Origin of the sequence: Fusicatenibacter faecihominis (genome assembly GCF_020686945.1) — a bacterium.
Taxonomy (GTDB): Bacteria; Bacillota; Clostridia; order Lachnospirales; family Lachnospiraceae; genus Limivivens; species Limivivens faecihominis.
The window spans coordinates 1-16,428 of sequence record NZ_JAJEPR010000037.1 but is presented as its reverse complement, the minus strand read 5'-3'; the positions used below and the strand labels follow the sequence as shown (position 1 = coordinate 16,428).

Annotated in this window: 18 protein-coding genes; 3 read left to right on the top strand and 15 right to left on the bottom strand. The window is 46.0% G+C overall.

Annotated features, from left to right (window positions below; genetic code table 11):
- Nucleotides 1-41 precede the first annotated feature (41 nt).
- The 4 genes from LKD71_RS15020 to LKD71_RS15005 all read right to left on the bottom strand — a co-directional run bounded on the left by LKD71_RS15020 (nucleotide 42) and on the right by LKD71_RS15005 (nucleotide 3,017).
- Nucleotides 42-1,028: a glycoside hydrolase family 5 protein gene (locus LKD71_RS15020; RefSeq protein ID WP_227616059.1), complete on the bottom strand. Its 987-nt coding sequence runs from the start codon at nucleotides 1,026-1,028 to the stop codon at nucleotides 42-44.
- A 23-nt stretch (nucleotides 1,029-1,051) separates the two neighbouring features.
- Complete coding sequence (locus LKD71_RS15015; protein WP_227616058.1) at nucleotides 1,052-1,912, bottom strand: glycerophosphodiester phosphodiesterase family protein; 861 nt, start codon at nucleotides 1,910-1,912, stop codon at nucleotides 1,052-1,054.
- Between the two features lie 83 nt (nucleotides 1,913-1,995).
- Nucleotides 1,996-2,850, bottom strand: a complete 855-nt coding sequence (locus LKD71_RS15010) for an SDR family oxidoreductase (RefSeq protein ID WP_227616057.1) — start codon at nucleotides 2,848-2,850, stop codon at nucleotides 1,996-1,998.
- A gap of 23 nt (nucleotides 2,851-2,873) precedes the next feature.
- On the bottom strand, nucleotides 2,874-3,017 hold the full coding sequence (locus LKD71_RS15005; RefSeq protein ID WP_178045760.1) for a hypothetical protein: 144 nt from the start codon (nucleotides 3,015-3,017) through the stop codon (nucleotides 2,874-2,876).
- 241 nt (nucleotides 3,018-3,258) lie between these two features.
- Here LKD71_RS15005 and LKD71_RS15000 point away from each other — a divergent pair, with 241 nt between their 5' ends.
- Genes LKD71_RS15000 through LKD71_RS14990 form a run of 3 tightly spaced genes read left to right on the top strand, consistent with a single transcriptional unit; the run spans nucleotide 3,259 to nucleotide 5,423 of the window.
- Nucleotides 3,259-4,422, top strand: coding sequence for a TlpA family protein disulfide reductase (locus LKD71_RS15000; protein ID WP_227616056.1), 1,164 nt, complete (start codon nucleotides 3,259-3,261; stop codon nucleotides 4,420-4,422).
- Between the two features lie 4 nt (nucleotides 4,423-4,426).
- Nucleotides 4,427-4,576: a CD1871A family CXXC motif-containing protein gene (locus tag LKD71_RS14995; protein WP_227616055.1), complete on the top strand. Its 150-nt coding sequence runs from the start codon at nucleotides 4,427-4,429 to the stop codon at nucleotides 4,574-4,576.
- Nucleotides 4,569-5,423, top strand: a complete 855-nt coding sequence (locus LKD71_RS14990; RefSeq protein ID WP_227616054.1) for a 4Fe-4S binding protein — start codon at nucleotides 4,569-4,571, stop codon at nucleotides 5,421-5,423. Before LKD71_RS14995 ends, LKD71_RS14990 begins: the two co-directional genes overlap by 8 nt.
- A gap of 48 nt (nucleotides 5,424-5,471) precedes the next feature.
- Here LKD71_RS14990 and LKD71_RS14985 read toward each other — a convergent pair whose 3' ends face one another.
- From LKD71_RS14985 to LKD71_RS14935, 11 genes are all read right to left on the bottom strand, one after another.
- Nucleotides 5,472-5,693, bottom strand: a complete 222-nt coding sequence (locus LKD71_RS14985; protein WP_227616053.1) for a hypothetical protein — start codon at nucleotides 5,691-5,693, stop codon at nucleotides 5,472-5,474.
- A gap of 88 nt (nucleotides 5,694-5,781) precedes the next feature.
- Nucleotides 5,782-6,810 carry a S66 family peptidase gene (locus tag LKD71_RS14980; RefSeq protein WP_227616052.1) on the bottom strand — a complete coding sequence of 343 codons (1,029 nt, stop codon included), beginning with the start codon at nucleotides 6,808-6,810 and terminating at the stop codon, nucleotides 5,782-5,784.
- A gap of 54 nt (nucleotides 6,811-6,864) precedes the next feature.
- Entirely contained in the window at nucleotides 6,865-7,395 is a 531-nt protein-coding gene (locus tag LKD71_RS14975) for an NUDIX hydrolase (RefSeq protein ID WP_227616051.1), read from the bottom strand.
- Nucleotides 7,396-7,487: 92 nt separating this feature from the next.
- Nucleotides 7,488-7,940 (bottom strand): hypothetical protein, encoded by a 453-nt coding sequence (locus tag LKD71_RS14970; RefSeq protein ID WP_227616050.1) that lies wholly within the window; start codon nucleotides 7,938-7,940, stop codon nucleotides 7,488-7,490.
- Nucleotides 7,930-8,163 (bottom strand): helix-turn-helix domain-containing protein, encoded by a 234-nt coding sequence (locus LKD71_RS14965; RefSeq protein WP_178045776.1) that lies wholly within the window; start codon nucleotides 8,161-8,163, stop codon nucleotides 7,930-7,932. Before LKD71_RS14965 ends, LKD71_RS14970 begins: the two co-directional genes overlap by 11 nt.
- Before the next feature lie 13 nt (nucleotides 8,164-8,176).
- Complete coding sequence (locus LKD71_RS14960) at nucleotides 8,177-8,656, bottom strand: DUF2975 domain-containing protein (RefSeq protein ID WP_227616049.1); 480 nt, start codon at nucleotides 8,654-8,656, stop codon at nucleotides 8,177-8,179.
- Nucleotides 8,657-8,788: 132 nt separating this feature from the next.
- Complete coding sequence (locus tag LKD71_RS14955; protein ID WP_227616048.1) at nucleotides 8,789-10,684, bottom strand: beta-L-arabinofuranosidase domain-containing protein; 1,896 nt, start codon at nucleotides 10,682-10,684, stop codon at nucleotides 8,789-8,791.
- Nucleotides 10,685-10,707: 23 nt separating this feature from the next.
- Nucleotides 10,708-13,266 carry a glycosyl hydrolase gene (locus LKD71_RS14950; protein ID WP_227616047.1) on the bottom strand — a complete coding sequence of 853 codons (2,559 nt, stop codon included), beginning with the start codon at nucleotides 13,264-13,266 and terminating at the stop codon, nucleotides 10,708-10,710.
- Nucleotides 13,267-13,289: 23 nt separating this feature from the next.
- On the bottom strand, nucleotides 13,290-14,096 hold the full coding sequence (locus tag LKD71_RS14945; protein WP_227616046.1) for a carbohydrate ABC transporter permease: 807 nt from the start codon (nucleotides 14,094-14,096) through the stop codon (nucleotides 13,290-13,292).
- Nucleotides 14,097-14,114: 18 nt separating this feature from the next.
- A complete protein-coding gene (locus LKD71_RS14940) occupies nucleotides 14,115-14,981 on the bottom strand; it encodes a carbohydrate ABC transporter permease (protein WP_227616045.1) in 867 nt (288 codons plus the stop codon).
- Nucleotides 14,982-15,047: 66 nt separating this feature from the next.
- Nucleotides 15,048-16,343: an ABC transporter substrate-binding protein gene (locus LKD71_RS14935; RefSeq protein ID WP_227616044.1), complete on the bottom strand. Its 1,296-nt coding sequence runs from the start codon at nucleotides 16,341-16,343 to the stop codon at nucleotides 15,048-15,050.
- Nucleotides 16,344-16,428: the final 85 nt, after the last annotated feature.

Genomic DNA, 16,428 nt, shown 5'->3' with positions numbered 1-16,428 from the left:
AAAAAAGGAACCTCATCGCGGGTTCCTTTTTTATTGCTTATTTAAAATTTTGATTTCAGCCAGCGTCCCCAGTCCGTGAGGTCCTTACTGGTCCAGTTTGTGGTCTTACTTACCGAACTCTTGATGAGAGCGGAGCTTTCCGCCTTGTTGCAAAGACTCCAGCCCAGGTAACTGATCTTGTTTTTATTCAGAAATCTGATCCACGCATTTCCCTCGGTCTTATTCAGGTTTCCGTTTCCGGAGGCATCGGAGATACCAAACTCGGAGACAAAGAGGGGCAGGCCTTTATCGAGAGCCTTCTGGGCCTTGTCCCGAAGCCAGGAACCATGGGTTCCCGCATAGAAATGAAGGGTGTACATGATATTCTGGTAGCCCTTTAACGGCTTTTCTGCTGCCACATCCACATCCTGGGACCAGTTGGGCGTACCCACGAGAATCACAGCGTTCTTGTCATATTTCCGGATTGTCCGGATGACCTTTCCCGCATAAGTACGGATCGTATTCCAGGAGGTGCCACCGTTTGGCTCGTTGCAGATCTCGTAAATCACGTTCGTGTTGTTCTTGTACTTCTTCGCCATTCTTGCGAAAAAGGAAATGGCCCGGTTCTGGTTGGTCTGGGGATTTCCGTCGCTTAAGATATGCCAGTCCACAATGACATAAAGCCCGGCAAAGGTGGCACTTTTGATGCCCTGATCCACGGTCTTCAGAAGTTTCAGCCGGTTGGCATAATCACTGTTGCAATACCCGTTATAGTCCGCCGTGTAAAGCGCCAACCGCACCGCGTTGATCTTCCAGTATTTCTTCATATAAGTGAAGGCTTTCTGGTTTACATACTGAGGATACCAGGAAAGGCCGTGGGTGCTCACGCCTTTCAGCTGCACCGTCCTTCCCCGGGAGTTCATCAGCTTCGTGCCCTTAACCTTCAAGGCCGGCAGCTTCGCCGCCTGGCTTTTTCCCGCCGGAATCAGCGCCACCGCCAGCAGTACCAGAAATGCCAGAAATCCACAGAATTTTCTCCTTTTTTTCATACTCACGCATCCCTTTTTAACGCTTACTCTTCCTCGTCCAGTTTGTTGTTGTAGCCCTCAAAGATCACGAGACTTCCCTCTTTTTTCAGGAAATCCGCCAGCTCCTCATCACGGACGGTCCAGGAAAATTCCTGCACGCCGTAAAGGCCCTTGATGACCCGAAAGGCCAGACGATCCCTGTCCATATACTGATAGGAAATGAAATCCGGCTGGGTGATAAAATTAAACAAAAGATGGCTGGCAAAGAAATCATAAATCGGAACCACCTTCGTGCCATGTCTTCGGAAATGCTCCATGAGCTGGCCTCTGGGAACCTCCGGGCAGTTCTGGCGAAACCACCAGAGCACTCTCGGATCGAAAGACTGGATCGCATAGGTGCCATTGTAGCCCTCCAGTTCCTCTTTCAGCTTCTGGCAGACCTTCATATAGCGCTTACTCATCACGTTATTGTCCGTTTTCAGCTCGATGAGGAGCGGAACCTTTCCGTCCACCAGAGACAGAACCTCGCTGAAAAGTGGCATCGTCTGATCGGTGTCAAAAAGGGTATGGCTTTGCAGTTCTTTCAGAGTGCTCTCATCCACCTTGAGGCTGCTGTCGCAGGCCCGGACCAGGTTGTCATCGTGAAAGACCACGAGCTCGCCGTCTCTCGTCAGATGGATATCCAGCTCGATACCGCAGTTTTTGTCCACCGCCCGCTGGAAAGCAGGAAGGGTGTTCTCCGCAATACCCTCGCGCACGTTATAGAGTCCCCGGTGCGCGTAGTCATACTCCTGGATCACATCCATGGAGACTCTTCCCTTTCTCGCAGGTTTCATAGCCAGTATGTTCATGAGCCCCAGAGCCACCACCGGGATCCAGAGCCGATATTTCCATTTTTTTCTCATTGCCGTCATCTCATTTCCTAAAATTTCTTTTCCAATTATAGCATACAATCAGGCGAAAAAGAGACAGCTTCCGCTAAAAAATTTCAAAATTTTTCCGAAAGATGCGTCAACCGGTTCAAAATCCCCTCAATGGTATCCGGGAAGAAGATTCCGGCGGCCTCAAGCTTTGCCGTGGAAAAGGCCAGGTTCCGGAAATTGCCGTCCTCCCGGCGTTTTACTATTTTCTCCGAATCGCCGCCCAGGGCTTCCACGATCCTTACAGCCGTCTCGTAGAAGTTAAGGGCGTTAGGGCTGCCGAAATTGTAGACGCCGCCAGGAACATCTTTTAAATGCGTGATCCGCTCCGCCACGATTCTGCCGTCCGTCAGGCCCCGGAAATCATTTTCCGAAAAAGTGAGAAGCTCTCCCTTATCCATAGCATCCCGGATATTTGTGATAAAATTCGGCTTCACCGGAAGTTTTCCTGGAAGATCATACATCCAGGTGAGCCTCAAACTCACGCCCTCGGGACACCAGTTCGCCACAATCCTCTCGGCTTCCAGTTTTTCCCTGCCGTAGACGTTGGCCGGTGTCAGAATCTCGTCCTCCCTGTGGGGCGTCCGTACTTCCGATCCCGTATAGACCTGGTCGGAGCTTGCGAAAATGAGCTTCGTTCCATTTTCCCGGCAGGCCTTGGAGAGATACTCCACGCCGGTGACGTTGACCTTCCAGCTGCCTTCCGGGTCCCGCTCGCACGCTCCCGTATCAGAGACCGCCGCCGCGTGAACCAGTACGTCAGGATGCAGCGTCCCTAAGACACGTTTCACCTGCTCCTCATCGGTGAAATTCAGCTCCTCTCTCGTCATCGGCAGAACCTCCACCTCTCCTTTTTCCCGGAGAGTCACCTCCACTCTCGGCCCCAGAAAGCCTGTAACTCCTGTAATCATCCATGTTTCCATCTCGTTTCCTCCTTATTTTTCGCTTACATCGTTTTTCTATATCTGTTATAATAAACCCATTTTATTGCCAGAACAAACAACACGGCGCTGATCGCCAGCGTCTCCGTCTGCTCTCCGGTCTTCACGACTCTGATGGCCCAGGCCGCCGCTGACGTCTTAAGCGCCATGCTGGCCGTGATCCTTCTCTTCCATAATAAGGGTATTCTCGGAAAATAAATTTTCTCACAGCCCCGTGCCTTCCAATGTGGGGCTCTTTCTATATCATAAGATATCCGTCAGTTTTTGACAAGGTAGTGTGCTAACGTCCTGCCAAAATCATGATTTTTCTGTGAAATACCACACATTTCCATTTCTTTGTGATACAATACACAGACAACAAGAAAAACATCCATAAAGGAGATCAAAATCATGAACAAGAAAAGAATTATGGCCATCCTGGCCGCATGTGTATTCAGCGCAGTTTCTGTAAATCCCACAGCAGTTATGGCTGACAGCGATACAGAACCGACAACAGAAACAGGGGAAATGTTCTATGTGGACGGCGACAGCACCGATGGGCAGATGATCGTTTCCGAGGACGGCACCCCCTTACAGAAAACCGTGAAAGCTTCCGAGATGGGCATGTCCTCCGAGGAAACCCTCGACTTTCCTTTTATGGGACTCTCTGCAGAGCTTCCCGATGAGCTGAAAAAGCAGATGGACAGCGCCGATGTGGTTCTGCTCACGGACGAGGACTGGACCGACGATTTCGACAACATCAAATATGCCCACCTTTTCTGGAGCAAGCTCACCGATGAGCAGAAAGAGGAGGAAGTCAATATGCTGGGCACCGGTTATAAAGACTGGCTGGCAAGCATCGAGCGCATCGGCGCTTTGGGCGTTTACAGCACAGACGTCATCGACGATCTGGACACCATCACCGGCTGTGACAATCACGAAGAACTCGGAACCAGCTCCGACGGCAAGTTCAAATATTACCTCAGCACCAACAGCGAGGCGGAAAAAGATCTCACCGATGAGATTGAGAACATCAAGACCACTCTTGGCGAGATGACGCCTTTCAATGGCCAGTCCGCCTTTGAACAGCCCCAGACCGCTACCTCCGACGCGGATAACGTAGGCACTTTTGAGACCACTGACATCGACGGAAATACTTACACGGAAAAGGTCTTCAGCGACTATGACCTCACTCTCGTAAACGCTTTCACAACCTGGTGCTCCCCCTGCGTCAACGAAATGCCGGAGCTCGAAAAACTCTATCAGGAAATGAAAGACCAGGGTGTCGACGTGGTCGGCATGGTTCTTGACAGCGTCAGCGAGGACGGAACCCCAGACGACAGCATCGTCCAGAAAGCCCAGCTTCTGAAAGAAAAGACCGGCGTTACCTACCCGCTCCTGATCCCCGACAAAGGTTTCCTGAACGGCCGGATCAGCGGACTTCAGTCCTTCCCGGAATCTTTCTTTGTCGATAAGGACGGAAATATCGTCGGCGACCCGATCATGGGCAGCAACACCTTCGACGGCTGGAAAGAAGCTGTAGAGAAGCAGCTCGCCGCTCTTAAGGGAGAATGATTTTATGAAAAAAATTCTGACTTCCCGCTGGCCGGGACTTGTCCTGGCCGCCGCCGGGATCCTGATGATGGGATACGGGATCTTCCGCGGTGAAATGGCCGTTGTGTTCACAAAGGCCGTCAATATCTGTATGGAGTGTATCGGCATTGGATAAGAAGAAAAGCGTCCGGGACTGGCCGCGTCATCTCATCCAGACCGCCTGGGCTGCCCTCACAAACTCCCACGTTTCCGGCTTTGTCACTGGAAAAATCTACACCGGGAAACTGAAAAACCTCTGCGTGCCGGGGCTTAACTGCTACTCCTGCCCCGGCGCTACCGGAGCCTGTCCCATCGGCTCCCTGCAGGCAGTCATCGGCAGCTGGAACTTCAAATTCGCCTACTACGTCATCGGCTTTCTGATCTTTGTCGGCGCGATCCTTGGCCGTCTGGTCTGCGGTTTCCTCTGCCCCTTCGGCCTGATCCAGGATCTCTTACATAAGATTCCTTTTTTCAAAAAGATCAGAACCTTCCGCGGCGATAAGCTCCTCCGGAAGCTCAAATATGTGATCTTCCTGGTCTTCGTGATTCTGCTTCCGCTCTTCCTCACCGATCTCATGGGCCAGGGCGCTCCCTATTTCTGCAAGCTCATCTGCCCCGCAGGAACACTGGAGGGCGGACTTCCGCTGGTGCTCTTAAACAAAGCCATGCGCGGAGCCATCGGCTGGCTGTATATCTGGAAAAATACGATCCTCATCGCAACGATTGTGCTTTCCATCCTGATCTACCGGCCCTTCTGCAAGTATATCTGTCCCCTGGGAGTCTTTTATTCCATTTTCAATAAGGTCTCCCTCTTCCGCTACCGCATTGACGGGGACAAATGTGTCCACTGCGGAAAATGTGCAAAGGTCTGTCAGATGAACGTGGACCCTGTGAAAACACCGAACAGTCCCGAGTGCATCCGTTGCGGCCGCTGCCGCCAGGCCTGCCCGAAGGATGCGATCTCCTGCGGCTTCAAAAAATAGAGTAAAAAATTCCTGCTCTGATTTCTGGTCAGGCAGGAATTTTTTTGCTTATTCAGCCCCCTTAAGAGGCTCCGATGTGATCGTATATTTACTTTCTTTCAGTGTATTCAGAATATCCTTCACATTGACCGGCCTCCGGATATCATAACTCATTTTTGACAAAAAGCTCTGCTTCGCTTCGTTGGCTTCCTTCGCCTCCTCCAGAGCCACCGCCAGCTCATACGCAATCTTCTGCTGTTTTTTCCTGCTCCGGTTCGGCTGGACAGACATAGAGTACTGCCAAAAAGATCAGCAGAAAGACCACCGAGATGATCAGAACCAGATAACTACAAAAGGGATTCAGGGGCTTTCGCAAAGCCTACCTGCACTCCATGCAAATGGAAATACTATTATCTCTCACCTGCACCCGCCCCAGGCTGCCCGTAATAATCGGCATGGCCGGATGCAGATGTCCCAGATCCACATCCATAATAATCGGCACCTGATATTTCCCCAGAATATCCGTCACCGCCCGATACTGATCCAGCCCCATCATCGGCTGGTCGAACAGCATCGGCCTTCCGATTAGAAATCCTTTCGTGTACTTGAACCATCCCGCGTGATCCAACTGCCAGACAGCTCTCCTAATACTGAACACGTTGAGTTCGCAGGCCTCCAGGAACCAGATAATCCCATCTTCCTTATACTTTTCCACAAACTCCACAGTCTTATCAAACTCCGTCCCTTTCAGATTCACCAGGCAGTCCAGGCAGCCGCCGAGAAGCCTTCCCGAAAAATCCGCATCCTGATCCGGATATTTTTTCAGCATAAAGGGTTCTGTGATATGATAGGGCTGAAGCGGATCCTCCTCGGTTTTCAGACCTCCGTCTATCCGTTCCCAGCCATCGTAATTCCGCACCGTCCGCACCTCGCCTGTGAGAACCCCGAAAGAATCCTTCACCGACGGATGCCAGGGTTCCATGCCGAAATCTCCGGCGCAGGGGCCGTAGATAGAAGCCGTATCGCAGAGGGTCGTCAGAAGATAGGTGAAATTCGTATTATCTGAATAGCCCAGATACCATTTAGCCGGCGCTTTCCGGATGGCCTCGAAATCCACATGCTCCAGGATCTCACACATCATTTCTCCACCGCCGCAGGAAATCAGGCAGTCATTTTCCCCACTCACATAGCCTTCTGTCAGCTCTTTTCCACATTTTTCCGGCGTATTGCTGATACCGATTCCCTCGGAAGCATAGCAGTTCGGGCCCAGCTGGCACTGATAGCCCATCTCCTTAAATTTCTTCTGTGCGTTAAGAAACGCAGATTTATAAGGCTCCGTGGCACAGCCAAACGAAGGAGCCACAAAGCCGATGATTCCGCCTTTTTGCAGATTTTTCGGATATCTCATAATACAACTTCCTCCTGTTTTCTAATATATCAATTCAGAAACAACTCTATCTTTTTATCTGGATCTTACTTCTCCTGGCATTCCTTCGATCTCCGAAAAGAAATACCCCAGACTCGGCACCATCCGGCCGCCGTCGTAAAGCCTCCGTATCTCATCCGGCCACATCCAGTGAATCTCCTCCACTTCCTTCGTCTCCGCTCCGTTAAGGTCCGGCTGAAAGCAACCATTTTCCCCTTCCTCAAAAAGCCAGACATCCAGAAGATTCGGCATCGCCGTGTCCCGCACCTTTGAAAAAACGAGCCTGCCCGTTTCCGGCTCCAGATCTACGCCTACTTCCTCTTTTACCTCCCGGGCCGCTCCATGAAGGCTTGTCTCTCCCAGAAGCACCGAGCCTCCGGTACATTCCCAGAAAAGTGGGTAAGTTGGCCTGTCCGCCGACCGTTTCGAGATCAGATACTGCCCCTGCTTGTTTTTCAGCCAGACATGGACCACCAGATGATAAAAACCTTCCGGTATGGCCTCTCCCCGTATCTGCTCCCTGCCTGTGAGTTCCCGGTTTCTCGTGTACAAATCCCATTTTTCCATAGGCGCCTCCGATTCCGGACAAAAAAGTCCTGTCTTGCTGGTCATTTTTCAGATTTATTCTATCATAGATTTCAGCAAAACAGGACATTTTTCTACATTTTCTCGAAGCTCACAAACCATACCATATAAAAATAAGTATATGCCAGAGCCACAAGCCCCAGAATCACTTCCCAGACAAATTTTTCCGTGATTCCCTCCCAGAGAAACAGTGCCGTAGGAATGGCCGGAAAGATGGCCCAGACAGCCACCCAGCGGTTCTTCTTGTTTTTCCGGATGGCTCTCAGCACATGGAAATTGATCTCCTCAATCTTATGTTTTCCAAGGAAACCGATCAGTCCATGAAAAAACACAGTAAACACCAGCAGAAAGAACGCTACCAGCAGATTGGCTCCCATCAGCATACCGATGGAATCCGCACCCGGGTCCAGTTCCCAGCCACTGCCTTCCTTCGTTACAATTTCCACAGTCATAAAAATATAGATCACAATACATAAAAGACTGGTTCCAAACATACCCAGCCATGCCAGAAGTTTTTTATTCTTCATCCACACTCTCCTCTCCCGGCCGGTATTCCAGAAGGTCCCCCGGCTGACAGTCCAGCGCCCGACAGAGCTTTGCCAGCGTGGAAACCTTCACGGCCTTGGCCTTTCCATTTTTCAGGATGGAAATGTTTGCCATCGTGATTCCCACCTTCTGAGAAAGCTCCGTCACACTCATTTTCCGCTTCGCCAGCATCACATCGATATTGAAAATAATCTCATCTTCCATAGCCTCTCCTTTCTCAAATCGTAAGCTCGCTCTCTTCCTGAAGCTTCGCCGCCTTTTCCACCAGATGGGAAAGACCGGCCGCCGCCACAGAAACTGCGATCCCGACAAAATCAATGACCAGAGAAGCCAGCACTACGCCCGGATGACTCATCCCGCAAAGCCACAGCGCAATGCTTCCAATGAAAAAATAGACCGTATCCCCGGCGGTACAGTAAGCGATCTTTTTCAGGAAGCTCGCATTTTCCATGGAAAAAGAACGGTCCTGACCGATATTTCCCGCAATTCTCCAGCCCAAATACAAAACGCCGAAACAGGGCAGGCCGCTGATCTCCAGAAAAATGAGCCAAGGCAGATACCAGCTGCCAAACTCCGGATAGCCCTCCAGAACACTTTTTCCCATAAAGGGAACCAGCCACAGGAAAACGACCAGTCCACAGATTCCGATTCCGATGATGACTGCTTTGAGCCACCGCGCCAATGTTTTCTGATCCATAAAAAAGATCCTCCTTTCAAAAATATATCTTTCTAAGGAGGATCTTATCATATTTCTTTTCGTATTGCAATCTATTTTTATCGTTTTACGATATTTTTCGATCCATACGGCGAAAATCAAGTTACTTAATTCTCACCGTACCAGTATCCAGGCCGCCATCTTGCTTTCTTCTGTCCAGAGCTTTCCGGCGGAGGCGTAATCCGTCACATGCATCGTTTCTCCATTTGTCAGCGGAATTTCCAATTCCAAGATGTGCCGGTAGGGGGCAAGCTCCTGCTCAGGGAATTTCGCATCCACAGAATCATCCTCATTGACAGAAATGGATACCGGTTTATCCACAGAATACCCCAGTCTGTTTTCCTGCGCCAGTACAAGGGGGCCTCTTCGAAGCGCCAGATGATATTTTGCCAGCGGATCTTCCTCATCGTACACAGGAATCATATAATTGCTGCCCCATACCACCCGGTTCATCAGAACCTGATGGCCATACGGTACAGGTCTTATGACTTTCGTGGTCATATCCAGCTCTAATTCGATGCAGTCTTTGTCGGCCCATTTTCTGGTAAGTTTTGCGTAGCCGCTCCCGGCGGTTGTTTCCTCTCCATTTAAAACCAGCTTTGTTTTTCCTGACCATTCCGGTATCCGAAGCATCAGTTCAAAAACTTCCGGCTCCTTCAGACTGAATGTGATTCTGATTTTCCCGTCTGCCGGATAGGAGGTTTCCATATGTATCGTCAGCTCCTGTCCTTTGGGCGTAAGCGTTGTTATGCTTCCCGGAAGAAACAGGTTCAGCATCACTCCGTCGGGAACCTGCAGCAATGCCATCTTAGGAATCAGGCCAAGACCGGCCGCTCCAATACAGGCACAGCAGCCATAATAATGATTATCACTCATACGTTTTAAGCCGCCGATTCCATTTCCTCTGGTTCCTGCCGTCAGCGGACTGTAGCTGTCAAAGGGAAGCGGTTCGATGCTCCAGTCGGGATGCTCTCTCAGAAGAGAGGGCTCCACAACCTTTTCTGTGTTGATGGAACCCAGATATGCATTGTACATGGAGATTTCAAAAGCATCCACATATCTGCTGTTTCCTGTCAGCCGCGTAAGCTGATAAAGGAATTTCATCAGAGTAACTGTCACGCAGGTCTCCTGCATAATGACACCATTCGTCGTATTTGCCTGTCTGACGGTTGAATGGTCAAAGAGTTCATGGGTGCATCCGCAGCTTCCTATAATCGTAAAATCACTTTCCAGGACCATATCTGCAAAATTGATGACGGCCTGCTTATATTTTTCAATTCCTGTCTCCCGGTAATACTCCAGTAATCCTTCAAAGCACGACATCATCTCATAGGCCTTCGTGACCGGATACTGATAGGGATAAAGCTGCTTCTGATAGGCCAGCTCAAAAATGTTCGCCACATCCGTTCCACCGCACGCTACAATATAGGAAGCAAAATCAAAGTATTTTTTCTCCTTTGTAAGCCTGTACAATCGTACAATCGGCTCCAGAATTGATGCGGAATTTAAGCCCCGCCAGTGCCGGGTCGCTTTGGTTATCAGGATTTTGCCATCCTCCGGATCACCGATCTTGGAAATGAGATAATCCACCTGGCGGCACATGCTCTTGACAATCGTCTCTTTAAACTCTTCATCCTGACAGATTTCGAGATAATACTGCATGCCAAGAAGCACATACTTTCTTCCCCAGAGATCCCAGCCGTCAAACTCATGACTGACTGCATAGCTGCTGATTCTTCCCAGCTCATCCTGCGCGCTCAAAAGATCCTTCACCGTAGCGGTCAGCACTTCGTAAAGCTTCGGGTTGTGGGAATAAGAGTACACAAAGCAGGCTCCCCTCATCATTTTCCCCCAGTATTCACATCTCCAACCAGCGTCATAATCGGAATCTTCTTTAAACTGCTGAACAAACCGTTTCCATAAATCCGAGCGCAGCAGCTGAAATTCTTCGATAAAGCTTACAAGCTCTTCGTACCTTCCCGGAAAAGTACAGATATTTTTGTCGTTCATGTTGTTTCCTCCTTCCTTTCACTTTAACTATTGGTTATCTCCCATAATTCCACCGGACCAAGGATTCCTGATGGCGGGAGCGGAAAATATTTTGAAAACTCATCTCTTTCTTTATACGCCATATTAGCTATAACTTCAACCCGAATTCTGTTTTCTCCTTCCTTCAATACAAATTTTGCATCAAACAAATATGGCTTAGAAATACATGCTCCACAATAAATATCATTTACCCATAATTCTGCAGTCTCTCCTACAATTCCGAGATCCATCCAGGAATAACGCTCACTACCAGATAATTGAAAAGTAGTTTCGTACAGGATTTTCCCACTATACCTTGGTAAGAAGTCTGTTTTGGCGAGATTGATCAGCTTACTGTTCTGGCAATACAGTTCAAACTGGTCCTTTTTCCATATACTGATATCAAACCTAAGATCCAGCAACTTTCTATTCTTCCTTTTAAAACAAGACTCCGTATCTTTCAACATGTTCAAATCTCGATCATCGGAGATAAATAATTTTAGCTCTCCCGGAAACAGATGTAAATCAAGGCTACCCTCATTTACTATTGCTTTCTTTATCTTATTTTCCCATGGATAATAGAAAACTCCCTGTTTACCGGAAACCCGTATTTTACCAGACCACTCTTTCTTTTTGTCTTCATTCAAAAAAACATATAATTCTGTTTTTTTACGGATATACTGATAAACTCTCAATTCTATATCTGAAGTCTCCTGAATAACTATTTTTTCTATCCCCAGAGAATACAACTTTGAGATCAGTTCCTCATATTTTATGATATAACCTTCATTTTCTTTCAGGCAGAAAGAAGGGCTTCCATCCACAAAATAAACTTTCGCTCCTTCTTTCCTTAATTCCATCAGCCATCCGAATAGCCTTTCCGGCATGAACTCCGTATATGGAACCAAAAGAACCTGATATGTTTCTTTATATATTGTAATTTTCTCTTCCCGGCATACCGCACGGTAAATTTCATCTTCTGGAATGATATCAAAATCAATCTGGTTATGCGTCAGCTTCTCTGTCAGTTTCTCCATTGGCATATAACTTCCACCTGACCAATCTGCTTCTGCATTGTACAAAAGAGCCACAGGTGCTTTATGAATCCCATCTGAAAGAAGATGACAGCATCTCTTCATGTAGGAAACCAGCTTTTCGAATAAAAGATATTGCTTATTATTTCCTCTTGCCCAGAAATGCGGCGGACAGTCCTGATCCGGGTATTTCGGCGAAAATGCATGCGGCACAAAATAATTAATCCCGCTTACTAACATTTCATCCAAAATCGCTTTCATCATTGGAAGACCTTCTACCCAGCCATAGGCACCAAATATTTCGCACATTGCTCTTCCTTTTTTTCTTTGGCAAAAATGAGAATGTGACGCTGCCATTTTCGGAAGTGTATACAAAAAGAAGGCTGGATCTACGCAATCTTCAATAACCGGCGCTGCACATCTTACACTTCGGATCTCAGGATTTACTTGTCCAAGAACAATATCCATTCCCGCCATATCCTGACCTTCCAAAGCGCGAAAATAATGCCCCGCTCCATATCCCAAGCGCATATGTGCATTCATATCTTCTATCAGATGTCCCACCGACAGTATCCCATGCATTCTGCACCAGTTTCCTATCATTTCTGAAAAATTTTCTTTTACTTTCAAGGAAACTGAATCCATGTATGCCATCCGGAACCGGGGCGTTATTTCACCGATATCCTGCCAGAGCATTGGCAAACAACAATAGATTCTGTTTTCATCCACTTTCATTTTTCCTGCCAACACCTTTGGCAATACATCATTCCAGGGGATTAGCATGCCTGATTTTCCCAGTTTTGAACAATACGTTAACTCATCATTATGAAATCCGGGTTCATCAAAAAAGAAACCTGCAAGAACATTTCCAAAATATTTTTTCAAATGTGCATAATGCGGTTCATATACTCCGTGAATCATTGCCATACAAGATTCTCTGGAAAGAAGATCAATATAATTCTTTTTGCTTGAAATGGAATGATACGTCCGAATCACAAAGAAGACTCTCCAAATTCCTTCCGGGATATCCCAATAAACAAGGCCATCCTGGCAGTGGGCTGTCAGATTTACAGATTCCTTTCCAAACTCACCATTCACATTTCTTTTCCATGCCACAATGCTTACATAACTTTCTTCTGCATCTAATCTGTTTGCCAGAAGCGCGCACTCTTTTTCAGGTCCAGCTACATCCATATACTCTAATCTTAAGGATACTTTTTTTAATTCCGGATGCTTTTCAATCCATCTATTTGCGTAACCTGTTGGAAAATGTTTGTCATCTAAAATCCAAACACGCATCCCTCTCTTTTGCGCTTCCTGTAAAACATATTCCATATCCGTCCACCACGGTTCTTCTTCGAATTGCTCATATGGACGACTTTCTACGCAAAATTCTCTTATGCCACAATGATAAATTGCTTCTATCTCTTCTCTTAAAACGGACTGTTCCTCTCCATGCATCCACAAAAAGGGGAACAGATACTTTCCAGGCACCTGATTGCTTAAACATTCTTCCAAATAGTAATCCATACATCGTCTCCCGATTTTCTCATTTATGCTTTCACTGCACCACTGATAACCCCTTGTTGAAAATATTTTTGCAGACAGCAATACAAAATCACAATCGGGATCATAATAATAAATAAAGCTGCAAAAATATTATCATATTGCTGAACATAGGTATTTGTAAAATATTTCGGAAGAAGAGTAACGGTTTTCTTACTGGAATCCAGAAAGAGAAGCAGCGGCCACAAATAATCATTCCATGATCCCAGAAAACTCCATAAAATAATTACAAACATTGCCGGTTTTGAAACCGGCAGTAAAATGCTGCAAAGGATTCTCAGCGTTCCAGCCCCGTCAATTTCTGCTGCTTCCAGTAATTCATTTGGAATTCCGTCAAAATAGTTTTTTAGCATCAGAAGATTAAATGTTGTTCCGTACGCCACCTCGATAAGTATAATCCCCCATACCGTATTCAAAAGTTTTAAATCTCTTATAATTGTAAAACTTGGATACATGACTGTCGCTGAAGGTAACATCAACGCACTAAGAAGCAGCAGATAAAAGAAATTTTTTCCTTTAAACTGAAATTTGGAAAATCCATATGCAGCTAACGCTACAATCGCAATATTTAACGGTACCGATATTAACGTAATAAAAATCGTATTCAAAAATGCCGGAAGAATTACGTCTGAAGTAATCACAGTTAAATAACTGCTGAAATGATTAAATTCCGTAAACATCGAATCTTTAAACAGAGATCGAAGAATTCCAAGCGTAATCGGACCAACTGCCAATATACAGCAAAACACCAAAAAAAGATTTCCTATTATTTTTACACTTGATATTTTTTTCATTTTCTCACCTCACATTCATTACTCCTTGCCTTTGTCATACATTTTCAGCTGTATTGCTGTAAGTATCAGTGAAATGACAAGCATAATTGTAGCTACTGCAGATGCCCCACCCATATCATATAAAGTAAAAGCTTTATTATATACATAAATAGTAAAGGTATAGGTTGTCGTTCCAGGACCTCCATTTGTCAAAACCTGTACCAGATCAAATAATTTTATGTAAGTAATTACATTCAATATAACCAGTGTATAGGTAGTCCCTCGCAGAAGCGGCACTGTAATATAAAAAAACTGTTTTGTTTCCCCTGCTCCATCTATTTTGGCAGCTTCATATAATTCCTGGGGTATTCCGGAAATTCCGGATGTGTATAAAACCATAGCAAAACCAACACCCTGCCACAAAAGAATAGCCAGAATCACATAAATAACCAATTTAGGATTAATCAACCATTGCTGTGCTAAATTTTGCAGACCTAACTTTCGAAGCCATACATTTACAATTCCATTATTGGTTTCCAATAACATTTGAAATGCATAACCAATCACAACTGAAGATAAAATATTAGGCAGATAAATCAATAATCTTGCTGCTTTTGACATTTTCAGTTTCAGATTCAAAAAGGCTGCAATAATCATTCCAAATACACTATCAAGAATGACAAAAAGGCCTGTAATAATCACAAAATTCTTCAACACCGTTTTAAAAACCGGCTCTGAAAAAACCTTTTTATAATTTTTTAACCCGACCCACACTGGTTCGCCAAGACCAGACCATTTATGAAATCCTATGTAAAAATTAAAAATAATCGGATATGCAACAAATATAAAAAACAGTACTAAGGCCGGTAAAATATACAAAAAACCAATTTTTTGCTTTTTCTGCATTTCGCTCCTCCATACAAAAGCGGCATGGGAACCCGAATTCGATTTCCATGCCGCTTAAACCAATCTTTACTGTCCGTCTGCGACTGCCTGAACTCTTGCTGCTCCATCCTCCGGTGATAATGTTCCCATCGCAATTTCCTGTAATACAATAATCAGTTCAGATTTTGTCTCCACATTTGATAATTCCCGAGCGCCTTTTCCATACTGAACCATATCTTTTAACTCTTCATCCATTTTCGGTCCGCTTTCACCACGGAAAGTAGTATTCAGCGGAATATCCTTCATTGCTGTCTGCATGATATAGGTAGTTTTTGAAAACTCTGACATATAATCGCCTGCAAAGAACATTGCAAATTTATATGCCATCTCTTTTGTTTCTTCATCTTCTATCGAATTATTCACGCAAATCATATCCGACAATGCCACCTGGACTGCTGTTTCCCCGTCATCTGCAGCCGGAAGCGGAATCACTGTCCATTTATAGCTGTCTTCCAGCTTTGTTCCGGTCTCTTCATCCAAGAAACTGTCCATATACCAGTGTCCATTGAATAAGAATGCTGCCTGTCCATTCTGAGACATATCAACTGCATCGTTGTAAATACTGAGTCCCAGAGCTCCATCCACAAACACTCCATCTGTAAAATACTTTTCCCACTGCTCCAGGGCTTTGACCATCTCCGGATCTGTCCATTTTCCGTTTCCTTTTTCTACTTCGTACACTTTTCCTGGTGCAATCTGATTAAACAGAGTTACAATGAAATCCTGATCTGCCCATTCGTCTTTAGCTCCCATAGCAACAGGAAAAATTCCTTTTTCTCTTAAAGCAGTACAGCAATTAACCAGTTCGTCATATGTAGTAGGCACTTCCAAGCCATTTTCTTCCAGAATGGTCTCGTTCACAAACAGAGTTCCCGCAAGGCTCAAATAGGTCGGAGCTCCCATCCATCCAATATTTTCATCTTCAATCTGATAGTAAATTGCCTCTTCGAATTTATCCTTCCAGTTTTCTCCATAATCCTGTTCCAGATAAGTATCCAATGGCTCCACATATTCCTTGAACTGTTCAAGAAGAGCGCCTGGCTGCAGTTTGAATACTTCCGGTCCTTCATTGGCCGCCATCGTGACTTTAAGCTTATTCACATAATCATTATAATTGCCGCCACAGTTATCAATAACAATATCCACATTCGGATACTGTGCTTCAAAAGCTTCCTCTGCTGCTTTCAGCCGCGTCTCATCGCCCCACTCCATATAAGTGATTTTGATCTTCTCTGCGGAGTCATCTGCGGCTACATTCATTACACCTCCAAATAAGCCTGCTACCATAGTTCCTGTCAACAGTAATGCTATTTTCTTCTTCATAAAAGCACCCTCCCTATATAGTCAAGTCTTTTTTCCTTATTTTTCAAGGGATTTTTAGTTCCATATCTCAGATGAATGAGCCAAG